The 16,650-nt window shown below is 43.6% G+C and carries 16 protein-coding genes, 1 pseudogene and 1 riboswitch; all 17 genes and pseudogenes read left to right on the forward strand.

What is annotated here, in order from left to right; all coding sequences use genetic code 11:
* The first annotated feature begins 309 nt into the window (after positions 1-309).
* Positions 310-849, forward strand: a complete 540-nt coding sequence (locus CK1_RS04260; RefSeq protein WP_015525063.1) for a hypothetical protein — start codon at positions 310-312, stop codon at positions 847-849.
* A gap of 63 nt (positions 850-912) precedes the next feature.
* Entirely contained in the window at positions 913-1,671 is a 759-nt protein-coding gene (locus CK1_RS04265; protein ID WP_306288747.1) for a leucine-rich repeat domain-containing protein, read from the forward strand.
* Positions 1,635-1,739 (forward strand): annotated as a pseudogene (locus CK1_RS17960) (hypothetical protein); the annotation flags it as partial. The gene CK1_RS04265 and the pseudogene CK1_RS17960, both read left to right, overlap by 37 nt.
* Positions 1,740-1,841: 102 nt before the next feature.
* Entirely contained in the window at positions 1,842-2,825 is a 984-nt protein-coding gene (locus CK1_RS04270; RefSeq protein ID WP_015525064.1) for an Ig-like domain-containing protein, read from the forward strand.
* Positions 2,826-2,956: 131 nt separating this feature from the next.
* Positions 2,957-3,838, forward strand: coding sequence for a hypothetical protein (locus CK1_RS04275; RefSeq protein ID WP_306288748.1), 882 nt, complete (start codon positions 2,957-2,959; stop codon positions 3,836-3,838).
* A gap of 56 nt (positions 3,839-3,894) precedes the next feature.
* Positions 3,895-4,719: a hypothetical protein gene (locus CK1_RS04280; protein WP_306288749.1), complete on the forward strand. Its 825-nt coding sequence runs from the start codon at positions 3,895-3,897 to the stop codon at positions 4,717-4,719.
* Between the two features lie 371 nt (positions 4,720-5,090).
* On the forward strand, positions 5,091-8,129 hold the full coding sequence (locus CK1_RS04285) for an Ig-like domain-containing protein (RefSeq protein WP_306288750.1): 3,039 nt from the start codon (positions 5,091-5,093) through the stop codon (positions 8,127-8,129).
* 74 nt (positions 8,130-8,203) lie between these two features.
* Positions 8,204-8,737 carry a DUF4430 domain-containing protein gene (locus CK1_RS04290; RefSeq protein ID WP_015525066.1) on the forward strand — a complete coding sequence of 178 codons (534 nt, stop codon included), beginning with the start codon at positions 8,204-8,206 and terminating at the stop codon, positions 8,735-8,737.
* Between the two features lie 94 nt (positions 8,738-8,831).
* Positions 8,832-8,987: riboswitch (cobalamin riboswitch) on the forward strand.
* Between the two features lie 55 nt (positions 8,988-9,042).
* Positions 9,043-9,897: a leucine-rich repeat domain-containing protein gene (locus tag CK1_RS04295; RefSeq protein WP_015525067.1), complete on the forward strand. Its 855-nt coding sequence runs from the start codon at positions 9,043-9,045 to the stop codon at positions 9,895-9,897.
* 299 nt (positions 9,898-10,196) lie between these two features.
* Complete coding sequence (locus CK1_RS04300; protein ID WP_353611119.1) at positions 10,197-10,943, forward strand: energy-coupling factor transporter transmembrane component T; 747 nt, start codon at positions 10,197-10,199, stop codon at positions 10,941-10,943.
* Between the two features lie 5 nt (positions 10,944-10,948).
* Entirely contained in the window at positions 10,949-11,971 is a 1,023-nt protein-coding gene (locus tag CK1_RS17965; protein WP_353611120.1) for an energy-coupling factor ABC transporter ATP-binding protein, read from the forward strand.
* 29 nt (positions 11,972-12,000) lie between these two features.
* Positions 12,001-12,681, forward strand: coding sequence for an ABC transporter ATP-binding protein (locus CK1_RS17970; protein WP_353611215.1), 681 nt, complete (start codon positions 12,001-12,003; stop codon positions 12,679-12,681).
* Positions 12,648-13,517, forward strand: a complete 870-nt coding sequence (locus CK1_RS04310; RefSeq protein ID WP_294417417.1) for an ECF transporter S component — start codon at positions 12,648-12,650, stop codon at positions 13,515-13,517. Before CK1_RS17970 ends, CK1_RS04310 begins: the two co-directional genes overlap by 34 nt.
* Positions 13,514-14,257, forward strand: a complete 744-nt coding sequence (locus CK1_RS04315) for a sugar phosphate isomerase/epimerase family protein (RefSeq protein WP_306288752.1) — start codon at positions 13,514-13,516, stop codon at positions 14,255-14,257. Before CK1_RS04310 ends, CK1_RS04315 begins: the two co-directional genes overlap by 4 nt.
* A 45-nt stretch (positions 14,258-14,302) precedes the next feature.
* Entirely contained in the window at positions 14,303-15,235 is a 933-nt protein-coding gene (locus CK1_RS04320) for a prenyltransferase/squalene oxidase repeat-containing protein (protein WP_306288753.1), read from the forward strand.
* 13 nt (positions 15,236-15,248) lie between these two features.
* Complete coding sequence (locus tag CK1_RS04325; RefSeq protein ID WP_015525070.1) at positions 15,249-16,181, forward strand: AAA family ATPase; 933 nt, start codon at positions 15,249-15,251, stop codon at positions 16,179-16,181.
* On the forward strand, positions 16,178-16,615 hold the full coding sequence (locus CK1_RS04330) for a hypothetical protein (protein ID WP_306288754.1): 438 nt from the start codon (positions 16,178-16,180) through the stop codon (positions 16,613-16,615). The genes CK1_RS04325 and CK1_RS04330 overlap by 4 nt, the downstream gene beginning before the upstream one ends.
* The last annotated feature ends 35 nt before the right edge of the window (positions 16,616-16,650 follow it).

The following is a 16,650-nucleotide window of genomic DNA, read 5'->3' on the forward strand; positions in this document are numbered from 1 at the left end:
CACAGGAACGCTACTGTGATGAGCAAAAGCTACAAGTCAGGTCTATCCCTACAATATTGTGCATCAACCCTCGGTTTCAGGGCGGCACGGGTATTTTGTGACTGGGTTGTGCCATGCGTAGGGTGCGGCTTATTTTTTTACAAGGAAAACCGCACGTTACCATCACATCTCAGAGCACCAGGATATTCCCAATACGGGAGAGGAGGAGAAAGGCAGGTCCAGACTCGTGATCTGTACGGGACAGAAACCGCTGTCCTAAGGAGAAACTACGAAAAATGAGCATCTGAAAAGAAAAGGAGAGAAAAAGGTATGAGCAAAAAATTCAAAAGATTATCAGCAGTCATTTTAGCAGTTGTTATGATGCTTGGTTCAACTGTAATGGCTTCCGCAGCAACAATGCACATTTACATCAGAGAATGGGAACAGGGAACAAGCAGTAATACTTATTTAGGAACTCCGAAACCGATTTCAGGAATCACTAATCCGGTAGTTACTGTAACAGGTGTAGATTCAAATGGTACTTACAAAGATGCTCTTGAATTAGCAAGAAGCAAAAAACAGTTAAATGTTCTTTGGAATAAAGAAGCAGATGAATATTTAACTACACTCTCAGTTCCGGGATATTCTAAGACTAATGATGGAAAAAATATTAATCCAACATATGACAGTGCTGGCAATATGATTCATGCTACATGGCAGGGAAGCTCTTGGATGTGGTATCCAGGAAATGATGTTACTTTGGAAGACACTTCTTCTTATCCGCAGACAACATTAGGTGGAACAAAGGTACCATCAGACAATGAATTTTCTATCGTATTGAGCTATGATACTACTCACTTTGATTGGTAAGTAGTAGGGCGTTGGAGGAATTGTGATGAAAAAAAATATCTTGCCTATTGCCTTGCTTTATCCATGGTTTTAAGTACTTCGGCTCCAGTATTGGCGTCAGAACAGGTAGATGTTGTTGCTGAAAGCGTAGAAGAACCAGATGTGACGGTTGATTCAGAAATTGAGACAATTGAACCAGAAGATGATGTTGCTGTGTTTGAGGACAACTCTATTCTTACTGAATCTGAACAGGAAAGTGTAGAAAATAGTGCAATAGATTCTTTTGATGATGGTAGTGATAGCACTGACTTTGCAAGTGAAGAAGACGGTTGGATACAGTCAGAAGAGGTTACGGGACTTTCTTTTATGTATGATAGCAGTAACCAGACATTTTATATGAAAAGTTCAACACCTGTAGCTTTGCCAGATAATACACAATCAGGTTGGACAAGCGAATGGCGTAATAAATACGGAACAGAACTTAATAATGCTAAGACAGTCGTGATTGAAGGTGAAATCACTCAGATTGGGGCATTCAATTTTAATAATGGCCGATCAGGAGCTTATGATAGTTTGGAAAAAGTAGTGCTTTCACCAAGTGTAACCAAAATTTCAAGATCTGCTTTTAGCCATGTAGCTTCATTAAAGAGCATTAATTTGAACAATGTTCAAATTATTGAAAATGCAGCATTTACCGAGTCAGGAGTGGAAAGTGTTACATTTGAAAATGAAGGATTGGAAATTGGAAAATATGCTTTTGATACTTGTGAATCATTGACCTCTGTAACTGCAAAAAAATTCAGGATTTGGGTGAAAGTGCTTTTAACGGATGTACTGCATTAACCTCTTTTAATTGTGAAAGCAATATTGATAAAATTCCAAATGACTGTTTCCAACAAACTGCACTTACATCATTTGATTTCAAAGATGTATCCAGTGTTGGAGTAAATGCTTTTAATGAATCAAGTTTGAAATATGCTTGTTATGCAGGAACTAAAGTTAAATGGGATGAAATGGTTCCAGAACCAGACTGGATGGGAGCAACTGTTCCAGCAGATACTGTAGTTCATTGCAAAGCAGATGCAGTGGAAGCAAAAGAAGCAACTTGCACAGAAGCTGGCTGGAAAGAAGTTGGCGTTTGTGAGGTATGTGGTGAGCATTATTCTTATCCAACTGATGAGAATGCAATCCCTGCAACCGGACATACATGGTCAGAGGATTATGTAGTAGATAAAGAGGCAACTTGCATTGAAGCTGGTGAGAAGAGTAAACATTGTACAGTCTGTGATGCAAAAGAAGATGTACAGGAGATTCCAGCACTTGGACATGATTTTGTTTCCAAGGTAACAAAGAAAGCAACCTGTACAGCAGATGGTACTCTTACTTATACCTGCAGCAGATGCAACGAAACAAAGACCGAAACTATTAAAGCGACAGGACATAAGTGGAGCAACTGGAAAAGAACAGCAGCAGCTACAGTATTTAAACCAGAAGTTCAGACCAGAAAATGCTCTACATGCAATAAGAGTGAGACTAGAAATGTTGGCAAAAAGCTTGCGCCGAAGGCAACTCTTAACGCTTCTACTGTAACCTTAAAAGTAAAACAGTCTACTTCCAGACTTAAAGTTACCAGACTTGCAAAAGGTGATTCTGTAAAATCCTGGAAATCCTCCAATAGCAAGATCTTCACAGTAAGAGGCAAGTCTAACGGAACCTGCAAGATCACTGGCAAAAAGAGTGGAACTGCGAAACTGCAGATTACCCTTGCCAGTGGACTGAAGAAGACCGTTAAGGTAAGAGTTCAGACAGCAGCAGTAAAAACCTCCAAAATCACAGTATCCAAAAATGTAACTGTTCGGAAAGGAAAGAGAGTGACACTGAAGCCAGTCGTAACTCCATTCACATCCCGTCAGAAGGTTACTTATACAAGTTCCAACAAAAAGATTGCAACCGTTTCTTCCAAGGGCGTTGTAACTGGAAAGAAAAAGGTACTGTAAAAATAACAGTAAAATCCGGATCTAAATCCGTTAAAGTGACTGTCAAGGTAAAATAATTAAAAGTTGAAAAGCTCTTCTTCCGTGAGGAAGAGGAGCTTTTTTTAAAGGAATGACAAAATGAAAAAATAAAATTGTGGAAAAGGATAGCCGGCTGGCTGCTTGTTTTTCTTCTTGTATTACAGCTTCCTGTAAATGCCTTTGCGGGAGAATGGGTAGATAATACACCATATTCATCTAAAGAAAATTTTACAGATGAGCAGGATATTTCAGAAGAAGGTGATTCATCAGGTGATCAAACCGATGTAGAAGAAGCGTCAGATTCGGAAGACCAGATTGATATCGAGGAAGAGATTCCGACAGAAGATTCGTTTGACGTAAGAGAGGAAACTGACACTAGTGCTGATCTGGATACGGAAGAATCTTTTGCAAGTGAATTTACAGATGAAGATGAATTCACGGATGGAAGTACTGCACTTTTCAGTGATGGAACAGACCAGTCCGAAGATGGTACTGCAAAAGAAGAAATACAGGTAACTGTCAGTATCAGCAAAGATGGAAAATTTCTTAATGATAAAGACGGAAATCCAATGGCAGGACGCACCGTGACCTTAACTGGTCAGTCTTCTTATACCATGGACGATGCTTTGAAAGCAGCACATGACTTGTATTACCCAGGTGGAGCAGAAGCTGGGTATGATTACCACGCGGATGACGCAGGTATATTTGATGGTGTCATTTACCGGTTGTGGGGATACGATAAAAAGGATGTACCATATATTAAATCTTCTTTGAATCGTGACAGTGCCAATTATGGTTCTGCGCTTGGAAGAACTGTAGAAAATGGTGACGAAATGCATTTTTTATCCAACAGAAAAAGGGCCAGGATAAACTTGCATTTTTTACAGAAGAAGAACAGACAGTTACAGAAGGACAGCCGATCGTTCTCAGACTCAAACAGGAAGATGATGCCGGACGTGCATATTCAAACTGCAAGGGAGCGTCTATCTATATAGATGGAAAAAAGCAGGAAAACATTATAACAGATGCAGAGGGAAAAGTAACACTTCCAGTGCTGGAAGCAAGAGAAACTCCCTACTTTATTACAGCAGAAAAACAAATCAATAATAATGGGACAGAGAGTACTGCGATTTCAGCAGCATATGCAAACATAACCGTTGTTCCGGGTGGAGTTGATAAAGGCGATTATATCAGCAGTGTGAGACTCTGCATTAAAAACAGTGAAACTGAGGTAAAAGAGGAATCAGTCAACACTTTTGATGGGACACAAGCATTTAACTTTCCAACAGGATTCAGTCATGGCGAGTTTTATGTAAATGTGAGTACAATGGAAAGCATTCCAGAGGGTTGTACTTTATATGCAGTTTACACCAGTCCATTGGATGATACAGTAAAAAGAGTGAAATTGTCACAGGATTCCTCAACTCTATTAAAAAATACGAGTGTGAAATATTCTTCAAAAGCAATTCTTTCTATTGGCTTTGAAGTAAGAAAGAATGGAAATATTTTACAATCTGTTGAAGTTCCGATACATTATAAAGCACGTTTAAATGAGCTGACAGTCAGTGATTCCTGGGGACATGAATTTCCTACAGGTTTGCAGGATACCACAGAAAGCCAGAATCTTGAAGTGACAGTACCGGAAAATACGGAGTATATTGACATTGCCGGAAGTGATAATGACTGTTATGGCTCAATTGCGGAAAATCCGGAACTGGTTGTAATGGATGGCGTTGAACTTACTCAAAGACCACTTGGAGGGGCTTTACGGTTCACGCCCGATTGGAATAGTCATTCGGAGTATACAGCTGTCATAACATTAAAAAAGATGATGCAAAGTATGTTTCAGAAGATACAGTATATACGCTTACCATAAAGCCGGGAGAAATTGATTATACTCCGGTACTTACAGACAACAGGGATGTTATCGGAAATTCTTATGGAGTCCGTCAGGGAGACAAAGCAAAGGCATTTGTAGTCAATGCTTCTGTTTTACAGGAAGATGAAGGAAAACTCTCCTATCAGTGGTATGTAAGCACAAACGCGGAAGATTATGAAAAAATAGAGAATGCAACTCAGAATTCCTACACAATCACTACAGAACAGCCGAAATACTACAGATATTATAAATGCCTTGTTTCTTATGAGATAAATGGCCGTTGTTATATGAAATTCAGTGGCGTTTTTACTGCAAGGGTATATCCTCTTGTAGCTGACAAACCTGTCATACTTCAGCAGCCAAAGGATATGACTTACGTCAGGGGAATTCCGGTCACGGAAGGACTGGAGATAAAGGTACAGGAGTCTGAAGAATTTGGGGTTCATACAGAGTATCGCTGGTACCGGAACACAGAAAATTCTATACAGGGAGGAACTGCGATTCCAGGTGCAACCGGGAATACTTATAAGCCCGATGTAAAAGAAACAGGAAAATTCTACTATTATTGTAAAATAAGAACAGATATTGGAGCTAATATAGATGGGGATGGCATTGATATATACAGCGAGTATGTCTACTCTGATGTTGTATCTGTCACCGTCACAGAAGCTCCTCTCCCGTGGGAGGGAAACGGAAGTGAAAGCTCCCCATATCTCCTTAAGACAGCTTCAGATGTCGAGGCATTGCGCGACAAGGTAAATACAGAGGGATTTTCCTTTGAAAATACATACTTCCAGCTTACGGAAGACATCACCCTGCCGACTGGATGGAAGCCTATCGGTGTGACAAAAGACGGAAGAAAAGATCTGCAGAACGGTGTAAACTTGAACGTGTTCAGTGGTATCTTTGATGGAAATAACCATACCGTAATAGTACCGGAGGGCGGGCTGCCTCTCTTTGGCTATGTCCGTAATACAAGGATCCGTAACCTGAGCATCTATGGAACAAAGATTGCCGGTTATGGCCTTGTCAACAACTTTGAGGGTGTCGGACTTTCCGGAACGGCAGTTGAGATCGACAATGTTACCCTGAAAAGTGGTTCCAGTACCTTGAAATCTGGCCTTCTGGGTGCGAATAAGACGATGAGCCCTTATGCCGGATGTTCTTCAGCTTTTGAGGCAGTGGTACGAAACTGTACCATCGAGAAGGGGGTTGTCATCGGATATGACAGAAATGAGAATGAGATCGGAGCCATTGCCGGGCGCATGCAAGGTACCGTAGAAAACTGTGTAAGTTATGCCACCGTTTACGGAAGCAGTTATGTAGGCGGTATTATCGGAACCAGGGACAATGCCATGGGAAACTGTTCTGTGATCGGCTGTAAATTTTATGGCACCGTAGAGGCTTCCAGTGAAGTGGCTGGTGGTATTGCAGGTGGCGGTTATGACAATTCTACAGCCCCGAACGGATGCAAGATTACTATCAACAGTTGCAGTGCAGAGGGAAGTATCACCGGTTCTGACAAGGTCGGAGGAATTCTTGGTGGAGACCTCTATGTGGCACAGACCTGGAATAACTGCACTTATACCTTTAAGAACAATTCCTTTACAGGAAAGGTACAGGCAACAAAGGCAGACGCAGCATATGTAGGAGGTATCATTGGTTTTTATGACAGCCTGAACCGGATCGATGACATCACCAACAATTATTATGCAAAAGACTGCGGGGCAGATAAAGGGATCGGTTTTGTAAGATACATTGATACCAACTGTCTGACCCATGAGACGGCAAGCGGAGCCACTTATGTCAATACAGAAAAAGAAACCACCAGCTGCCCGAAGGTGGAAGGCTGCGGATGGCAGACCGGATATAACCGGACGGATGATCCACTGGGGGCAGACCAGGAAAAACTGGTCTCTACAGAAGGCCTGCGTGTTTATGTGGATTCCCTGGAGCTGACTGGTGATTACCGGACAGAGTTTTACCTTGGGGAGGACCTGGATCTCAGTGGAATGAAAGTGGTTGCTGTGATCAGTGACGGAACCAGACAGGAGCTTTCGCTGACAGATCTTACCATAGAGGGATATAACAAGGATAAACGTGGGGAACAGAAACTGAAAATTTCCTATAAGGAAGCATTCGTGGAACTGACCGTTAAGGTATTGAAAAAAGATGCCGGTACGATCACGGTAAGCTTTACGCTTCTCGGAGACTCTGTTCATGGCAGTGCAAAGGAGGATCAGGAACACACCCTGCGAAAAGGAAATCTGGATACCTGGATCGCAGCAAAAGATTACACGATCGATGGAAATGCCAACGTCCTGGAACTCTTAAAAGAAGTGCTGTCCAAAAATGGAATGAGCTGTCGTACATTGAGGGATGAGACCTACATTGCCGGAATCACGAAGGATGGTCAGGAGCTTGCAGAATTTTCCAATGGACAGAACTCCGGCTGGATGTATACTTTAAATGGAATCCACCCAGATCTTGGAGTAAAAGAGCAGTACCTGGAAGACGGGGATGAGATCGTATTCCATTATACGGATGATTATACCCTGGAGCATGACCATGTATGGGACAGCAAATGGAATTTTGATAAGGATGCCCACTGGCATGAGTGTGTTGCCATGTATGGAAAATGTGACATCACGGATAACACGAAAAAGGGTGGTTACCAGAAGCATTCCTATGGAAAAGGAAAGCAGATCAAGGCTGCTACTTATAAGACAACCGGACTGATGAGATATACCTGCCAGGTCTGCGGATACGAAAAGACGGAAACTATTCCTGTAATTGCACATACGCATAAATACACCTGGAAAACTACGGCAAAAGCTACGGTATTCCGTCCGGCGAAGCAGGAAGGAACCTGTTCCCTCTGCGGTAAAAAACAGACACGGAATTATGGAAGCAAATTAAAGGCAACTATAAAACTGAACGTATCCTCCATTACCCTGAAGCGGAAACAGGCCACCACAAAGGTGAAGGTTTCCATGGCATATGGAGATTCCATAAAGTCCTGGGTTTCCAGCAACAAAAAGATCGTGACCGTTGATAAGAAAGGAAAGATCAAAGCCGGAACCAAAACAGGAACGGCAAAGATCACCGTTACCTTAAAGAGTGGAAAGAAAGCGACTCTGAAAGTAAAAGTCCAGACTGCAAAGGTAAAGACTACGAAGATCAGCGGCCTCAAGAAAAAACTGACCATCAAGAAAGGAAAGAGTGTTACTTTAAAACCAGTGGTCAGCCCGATCACTTCCCAGGAGAAAGTGACCTACCGTTCTTCCAACAAGAAGATTGCAACAGTCAGCTCGAAGGGCGTGGTTAAAGGCCGGAGAAAAGGAACCGTTACCATCACAGTTAAATCTGGAAAGGTGACTAAAAAGATAAAAATTACAGTTAAGTAAACAGAGTAAGGGTGTAAAAGGTATCAAAAATCAAATAGTGTTTTTGGTACCTTTTCATCCGATAGAGGATAATTATGAAGCAACTGAAAAAAATATATTGGAAACGGATCGGGGTAATAGGAATCAGCTGTTTTATGCTTTTGTGGAGCTGTCTCCTTACGGGCTGTGGAATCGGAAAAGGGGATTCCGGAAAACCTGCTGCCTGTACCATTTCGATAGACTGCCAGACGATCCTTGACAATATCGGTGATCTAAAAGAAACCAAAAAAGAATTTGTCCCGGAAGACGGCTGGATACTTCCGGAAATGGAAGTTAAATTTACTACGGGCGATACCGTATTTGACATCTTAAAAAAGATCTGTGGGGAAAAAAACATCCAGCTCTCTTCCAAATATACCCCGTTATATAAAAGCTATTATGTGGAAGGCATCAATCAGCTTTATGAATTTGACTGCGGAAAAAATTCTGGCTGGATGTACAGTGTAAATGGAGAGTTCCCGAATTATGGGGCTTCCAGTTATAAGCCCAAAGATGGGGATAAGATTGAATGGAAGTATACCTGCAATCTTGGAAGTGATGTTGGAAACCCATACAAAGATAAGAAGTAAAGAAATTGTGAAAAATAGTTAAACTGGTATGAGATAAAGACCAGAAACATTGGCGAACATTGACAGAAATAAGGCGTATCGTTATAATTAGAATAACAAAAAAATCGAGCGTGGTTCGGCTGATGGCAGCCGATTTAAGGAAATCCGGTGCGATTCCGGAGCTGCTTTTCCCTGTGTGAAATGTATCGAATGAAAAACGCCTTATGAAAACATTTTGAGCCAGTATATCCAACACGTCAGGCAAAGAATACAAACATGTAAAAGATATACAGTTTGTATGATCCGAACGTTGGAAAGGAGATCATATGCGCTCACAAAATGATAAAGCAACATGGAGTATACTGCGATTTGATCATCGTACATTTACGGCACAGCTTGCCAGTATGCAAAGAAACAAACAGGTAGCAGCAATTCCTGAAAAATATATTTATATTGATGATTGCTGTTATAAGGGCAACGGGAAAATAAAAGAGATAATCCTGCCATCCGGCTGCAGAATCATAGGAAAGGAAGCTTTTGCAAGCTGCCAGCTCCGTAAGCCCGTTGTATTCCCACAGACCGTTAAAGAAATCAAAGAGAGTGCTTTTTCGGAAAATCATTCTCTCAGAGAAGTAACATTTCCGGCATCTTTGGAAATTTTAGGAGATTATAGTTATAAAGGATGCACAGCCCTTAAAAAGGTAGCATTTGAAACCAGTTCAGAATGCCGCAGGATTCCGGAGTGCTGTTTTCATTCCTGCACGCAGTTAAGTAAAGTGGTATTCCCGGAGCATTTAAAGAGTATAGGAAGAAGAGCTTTTTACCGCTGTAAGGAATTAAAGGAGATCACGCTGCCGGATACACTGGAAGAAATTGGTATGGAAGCCTTTTACTTCTGTGGCTTTGAAACCATAGTCTTACCAAAAGAAATTAAAAAATTAGATCAGAGGGCCTTTTTCGGATGTAAGAAATTGAAAGAGGTATATATTCCGGAAAATATCATGTATCTTGGAGAGGAAGTCTTTCATGGATGCAACCGGCTGGAATATCTGGAGATACATCATGATCCTGAGCATATTGGCTCAAAGATCGTGAACAAAAACTGCACGATACGTTGCAAAAAGGGAAGCAAAGTGGATTTGTACTGTGAAGAGCAGGGATTAAAGAGGGAGTACATTTAAACGTGTTATCAACAAATAAGACCGAGAAAAGAAACAGACAGCCTGCGGATCAATCCATCATTGATGCTTTTTCCACATGCCATCCATTTTTGAATTTTTTTTATTTTGCTGTAGTACTGTTATTTACTATGTTTAATCAGCATCCCGTCTTTATCTGCATTTCTTATGCGGGTGCTTTGTCTTATTCCGTCTTTCTGCTTGGAGGAAAAAGGACACTTAGGCAAAGCTTTCTCTTTACCCTTCCCAGTCTTTTGATCGTGGCTCTTCTGAATCCACTTTTCAATCATTATGGGGTCACGATGCTATATTATGTAGAAAGCAGTGGAAACTGGATCACTTTGGAGGCCTTAGTCTATGGAGTAGTCCTTGGAGCGGTCATGTTCGTAGTGATCCAGTGGTTTTCCTGTTATAATAAAGTTATGACAAGTGATAAATTTATTTACCTGTTTGGAAGGCTGATACCGGCCCTTTCTCTGATCCTTTCCATGGCACTTCGCTTTGTCCCCAGATTTACGGGGCAGCTGAAAGTGATCCGGAACGGTCAGAAATCCATGGGAAGGGATGTTTCAGAGGGCAGTCTTTTTAACCGCATCCGTGCGGGATTTAATATGCTGTCGATACTGGTCACATGGGCTTTGGAAAATGCCATAGAGACTTCGGATTCCATGCGGAGCAGGGGATATGGATTAAAAGGAAGGACTGCTTTTTCCATTTACAAGTTTACGAAGAAGGATAAGGGGCTTCTGGCAGTGATGGCAGCTTTATTCCTTGTATTTGCCACTGGCTGTATGAATGGGGCTTCTTATGCAAGTTATGATCCCCGTATTTTACTTGCTGGTTTTACCATTCAGGGGCATCAGGCTCCGGTATCTGTTCCAGTAGTTGAAGCAATGCTTACATATATCTGCTTTGCATGTTTTTGTTTCCTTCCGGTGATCCTGGATGTGACGGAGACTATCCGTTTTGCCGGAAGCCGGAAGCATTGTGAAACAGATCTGGACATGACTTACAAAAAAATCTACGAAACTCTGGAACAGGAAGGATAATGATTATGAATCTTGTAGAAGTAAAGGAGTTTAGCTTCGCATACCCGGAATGTTCCAGGAAGGTTCTGGACCATGCGAATCTGAAAATAGAAGAAGGAACGTTAAATGTGATCTGCGGACGGAGCGGATGTGGCAAAAGCACACTGTTGCGCCAGTTAAAAACCGTGCTGGTCCCGGTTGGAAAGTCAGAGGGAGAAATCTTTTACCGGGGGATGCCGCTTTCGGGGATCGATCACCGGACACAGAGCCAGGAGATCGGTTTTGTCATGCAGAACCCGGATAATCAGATCGTAACGGATAAAGTCTGGCATGAGCTTTCCTTTGGATTGGAAAGCCTGGGATATGACAATGCGACTATCCGGCTGCGGGTTGCGGAGATGGCCAGCTATTTTGGCATCCATCAGTGGTTTTATAAAAATATCTCAGAGCTGTCAGGAGGGCAGAAGCAGATCTTAAACCTGGCTGCGATCATGGCAATGCATCCATCCCTTTTAATACTGGATGAGCCTACGTCTCAGCTGGACCCCATCGCTGCCTCTGATTTTCTGGAAACCGTAAAAAAGATTAACCGTGATATTGGAACAACGGTGCTCCTTACGGAACACCGGCTTCAGGATATCATCCCTTATGCGGATAGGGTATTTGTCATGGATAAGGGGAATGTTTATCTGGAAGGAACTCCCAGGGAAATCGGGGTAAAATTAAAGGAACAAAAACATGGCATGTTTCTTTCCATGCCGATTCCTATGCAGATCTATGGTGAGACAGACAGTCAGGCAACCTGTCCGCTGACAGTCAGTGAGGGAAGACAGTGGCTCTCCCGTTACTGTAACGAAAAAGGAATTGCTTCGGATAGTCAGCGAAAGAGCGAAAGCACTGAAAAAGTCAGATACACAAAAACAGATAGTTCGAAGAAAGAATTGTCCATTCAGGCGAAAGATGTCTGGTTCCGGTATGAAAAGGACAGCCCGGATGTTGTCCGGGATCTTTCCCTGGAGGTAAAAAAGGAGAGTTCTATGCACTGGTAGGTGGAAACGGTACGGGAAAGAGCACTACGCTGTCTCTTTTAAGCCGGGTGCGATGTCCATATCGCGGGAAGATCCTTCTGGAAGGGCGGGATATCCGTTCGTATAAAGACCGGGATCTGTATTGCGGGCTTTTGGGAGTCATGCCGCAGAACCCACAGAGCATTTTCTTAAAGAAAACAGTCCTGGAAGATTTGTATTCTGTGATCGGGGGCAGGAGAGAAAAAATGTCTTCGGAATATCAGATTCACATGAAAAAAGAAAAGGCCATAGAAGGGATCGTAAGCCTTACCAGGCTGGAAGGGCTTCTGGAAAGACATCCTTATGATCTGAGTGGTGGGGAACAGCAGAGGCTGGCACTTGCCAAAGTCCTTTTGCTTCGTCCGAGGATTCTCCTGATGGATGAACCTACGAAGGGAATGGATGCAGAATATAAAGAAGAGATTGGAAAGATCTTAACCCGGCTGAAACAGCATGGCCTGACGATCTTTATGATCTCCCATGACGTGGAATTTGTTGCAGAATACGCGGACAGGGTAGGCCTGTTTTTTGAGGGAAACATCGTTACCAGCCAGGATACCCGGGAGTTTTTTGCCGGAAATAATTTCTACACAACTGCAGCAAACCGGATGGCAAGGCATTTGTTTCCGGAAGCTGTGACCGGAAAGGATGTGGTTACGTGCTTACAGAGCAGCAACTGGACCAGTTTATAGATGAATTCTGGGAAGACATCCCAAATGAAACACAGGAAGAGGAACCGGCAGAAGACCTGGAAGAATATACCCTTCCCTCCGATGGGATGATCATCCGGCAGATGGAAAAGAAGGGGAAAGTGAACCGGAGGACCTGGTTTGCTCTTGCTCTGATGCTTTTGGTCGTACCACTGCTTTTGTATCTGTCAGTCCGGTTTTTCCATGGAAGGAAATATCTGATATGCAGCCTGATTGTGATCGTGGCTGCAATGCTCCCGTTTTTTATGATGTTTGAAGGACGCAAACCAAAAGCACGGGAAATCATGGTGATCTCTGTCCTTGCAGCGATTGGTGTTGCAGGGAGGGCAGCCTTCTTTATGGTACCCAGTTTCAAACCGGTAGCTGCTATTGTGATCCTTACCGGTGTGTCTTTCGGAGGCGAGGCAGGTTTTCTTGTTGGCTGTCTAATCATGATGTTATCCAACATGTTTATGGGACAGGGTCCCTGGACACCATGGCAGATGTTTTCTTTTGGCATCATTGGCTTCCTTGCAGGAATCCTTTACCAGAAAGGAATCTTAAAAGCAAGGAAACGGGACCTTTGCATTTATGGATTTTTAAGTGTGGTCCTGATCTACGGCGGGATCATGAACCCGGCAAGCATCCTGATGTCTTATGGGTATATCACACCGGCCAGCCTGGTTGCTTTCTATATTTCAGGAATCCCGGTGGACCTGGTGCATGCACTGTCAACCGTGATCTTTTTATGGTTTTTGAGCAGGCCGCTTCTTGAAAAACTGGAACGCATTAAGAAAAAATACGGGCTGATTGAGTCCGGGAAAGAGGAAATGCTTTGATCTATGTCAGCCATTTGCTTTGTGATGAAGATATGAAAGAAATCTGCGGTCAGTATGGAGCCGGTGTGGAAAGTATCGAGTTTTCCATATCTGACAATCTGGACCAGCTGGAAAGAAAAATGGAACAGTATCAAAAAAGACTGGAGCAGATGGGAAATCCACCGCTTACCCTGCATGGGCCATTTCTGGACTTAAACCCGGCATCTTTTGACAGTCGGATAAGGAAAGTGACCATGGAACGGTTTGACCAGTGTTACCAGGCAGGAATTCGCCTTGGAGCAAAAAAGATCGTATATCATTCCGGGATGATCCCTACGGTATATTTCCGGGAAGGATGGGCGGAACAGACAGGCCGGTTTTTCCAGGAGTTTTTGAAAGACAGGGAAGGCCCTGAGATCGTCATGGAAAATGTCCTGGATGAAGACTGGCGGCTTCTTTTGGATGTATACAGGCTCGTGGATTATCCAAACTTTAAGCTGTGTCTGGATATGGGGCATGCACACTGCTATTCGGAAATTTCTGTCCTCGAATGGGCGAAGGAACTTGCTCCATGTGTCGGACATGTACATATCCATGACAACGCAGGGGACAGGGATTCCCATTTGGGCTTAGGAAAGGGCACAATTCCATGGGAAAAGGTTTTAAAACTTCTTCCCTGCACAAAGGAACGGACCTGGACGATAGAATGTTCCAATAAAGAAGATGTGATTCTTTGCATAAAACAGATAAACGAAAAATGAGGGGGAAATTATGAACAGATTAAAAAACGGACATGCCAGTTTCTGGTGTTAGTTACCACAGCGGGGCTTTTGACAGGCTGCGGGGGCGGAACCCCAAAGCTGGAAGATGCACTGAAAAAGACAGCTGCTTATGAACAGGAAACCGTAACTTCACCGGCATCAGATACCCTGGGTGGGGAATGGACAGTGATCGCACTTGCCCGTTCAGGAGAAACGGTAGATGAAAACTATTTTGAAAAATACCGGGCCAATCTTGAAAAACGTGTCAAAGACCAGGAAGGCGTGCTCAGCGATAACCGTTATACCGAGTATTCCAGGGCAGTCATGGCCCTGAAATCCATAGGGAAAGATCCGACAGATATTGGCGGTTACGATATTGAAAAGCCGCTGGAAGATTTTGATGCAGTGGTCTCCCAGGGATTAAACGGTGCCATTTATGCACTGATCGCCTTAAATGCCGATGACCCGGATGCCAATAAAGACGGGGAACTAGAACAGAAATATCTGGATTACATATTGGAACGGGAAAAAGCAGATGGCGGATTTTCCCTGGATGATAACGCCAAAGACGGGGATGTGGATCTGACCGCCATGACACTGCAGAGCCTGGAACCATACCAGGATGAAGAAGATGTAAAGGAAGTCATTGACAAGGGTGTGGAATTTCTGGCAGAGATACAGGACGATGATGGCGGTTATACCGCATTTGGCGCAAAGAGCTCGGAATCCATTTCCCAGACCGTGATCGCACTCAGTGCGGTAGGTGTAGACTGTAATAAAGACGAACGTTTCCAGAAAGATGGAAAAGGCCTGTATGATACACTGATGACTTTTTATCAGAAAGATGGAAGCTTTAAACACATCCTGGACGGAGAGAGCGATCCTATGGCAACAGACCAGGGATTCTGTGCACTGGTGGCTTACCAGCGTTACCAGGATAAGGAAAACAGTTTTTTTGATATGACAGACCACAGATAAGGATGGAGAAAAAATGCCGCAGAAAATAACAGAACTTCAGAATCAGCTGGAGAAAATCATTAAAGGAAAAAATATCACAGATAAGATCCTCATGGCAGTGCTCGCAAAGGGACATGTCCTTCTGGAAGATGTTCCTGGTGTCGGTAAGACGACGACCGCACTGGCACTGAGCCGTCTCATGGGGATGGAATTTAACCGTATCCAGTTCACCCCGGATGTTGTCCCTTCCGATGTGACCGGATTTACCATGTATGACAAACAGAGCGGACAGTTCTCCTATCATGAGGGAGCGGTCATGTGCAACCTTTTACTGGCAGATGAGATCAACCGTACTTCCAGTAAGACCCAGTCTGCCCTTCTGGAAGTAATGGAAGAAGGAAAGGTGACGGTAGACGGGGAAACCCATTGTGTGCCATCCCCGTTTGTAGTCATTGCCACAGAAAACCCGGTGGGCTCTTCCGGTACACAGCTCCTTCCGGAATCACAGCTTGACCGTTTTATGATCAGTGTCAGCATGGGATATCCGGATCACCAGAGCCTGGTGGAACTGTTACGGGACAGACAGAAGGAAAATCCCCTGGAAAATGCAAAGACCGTAGTTACCCGGGATGAGGTGCTGGAACTCCAGAAACAGGTACAGGAGATCTATGTGGCAGACCAGGTGCTCGACTATGTGGCAGACCTTGCGGAAGCTACAAGGAAACATGTGCTGATCACGCTGGGATTAAGCCCGCGTGGAACCCTGGCACTGGTAAGGATGGCAAAAGCAGCTGCTTACATGAAAGAAAGGGATTATGTCATTCCAAAGGATGTGCAGGAGGTATTCAAGGACGTTGCGGCACACAGGATGATCCTGGATTCCAAGGCAAGGTATCAGGAAAAAACTGCCCGTGAGATCCTCTCGGAGATCCTGTCAGAAGTGCCGGAACCGAAGGTGGAAGGATGATAAAGAACAGGATCCTGTGGCTTTTGTGGCTGGTCTGCATGGCAGGAGCAGCAGTAATTACAGGCACATGGCTTTTTGCAGCGGTTCTTTTGCTCACCGTTCTTATTTTGATCTTTTCTGCAGGGAGTGTGGTTTTGTCCGGAAAAAAAGCCGTTATCAAACTGCATCTTCCAAAGGCATCAGAGAGAATGGAGTGTTTCCATGGAAAAATGTATTTGGAAAATCAGTCTGCATGGCCGGTATTTGGCGGAGCAGGAGTGCTCAGATGGGAAAATCTTTTTACCGGGGAAAAAGGGTGGTCCCGATTTCCTTTTCCCTGGGAGGAAAGGAAAAGCAGGTCATTGAATTTGAGGCTGGAAGCAATTGGTGCGGCTGTATCAGATTTTGTTTTTCTGACTGGAAATGCCAGGATTTTTTTCGTGTCTTTTCTTTAAAAAGGAAGGCTGATACATGCGCTTATACCGTTGTA

It is taken from the genome of Ruminococcus sp. SR1/5, from assembly GCF_000209835.1.
Classification (GTDB): Bacteria; Bacillota; Clostridia; order Lachnospirales; family Lachnospiraceae; genus Blautia_A; species Blautia_A fusiformis.

Excerpts from the sequence above, each read along its gene's own strand:
- CK1_RS04260 (WP_015525063.1), top strand. The coding sequence starts at position 310 with ATGAGCAAAAAATTCAAAAGATTATCAGCAGTCATTTTAGCAGTTGTT.
- CK1_RS04265 (WP_306288747.1), top strand. The coding sequence starts at position 913 with ATGGTTTTAAGTACTTCGGCTCCAGTATTGGCGTCAGAACAGGTAGAT.
- CK1_RS04270 (WP_015525064.1), top strand. The coding sequence starts at position 1,842 with ATGGTTCCAGAACCAGACTGGATGGGAGCAACTGTTCCAGCAGATACT.
- CK1_RS04285 (WP_306288750.1), top strand. The coding sequence starts at position 5,091 with ATGACTTACGTCAGGGGAATTCCGGTCACGGAAGGACTGGAGATAAAG.
- CK1_RS04290 (WP_015525066.1), top strand. The coding sequence starts at position 8,204 with ATGAAGCAACTGAAAAAAATATATTGGAAACGGATCGGGGTAATAGGA.
- CK1_RS04295 (WP_015525067.1), top strand. The coding sequence starts at position 9,043 with ATGCGCTCACAAAATGATAAAGCAACATGGAGTATACTGCGATTTGAT.
- CK1_RS04300 (WP_353611119.1), top strand. The coding sequence starts at position 10,197 with ATGCTATATTATGTAGAAAGCAGTGGAAACTGGATCACTTTGGAGGCC.
- CK1_RS17965 (WP_353611120.1), top strand. The coding sequence starts at position 10,949 with ATGAATCTTGTAGAAGTAAAGGAGTTTAGCTTCGCATACCCGGAATGT.
- CK1_RS04325 (WP_015525070.1), top strand. The coding sequence starts at position 15,249 with ATGCCGCAGAAAATAACAGAACTTCAGAATCAGCTGGAGAAAATCATT.
- CK1_RS04330 (WP_306288754.1), top strand. The coding sequence starts at position 16,178 with ATGATAAAGAACAGGATCCTGTGGCTTTTGTGGCTGGTCTGCATGGCA.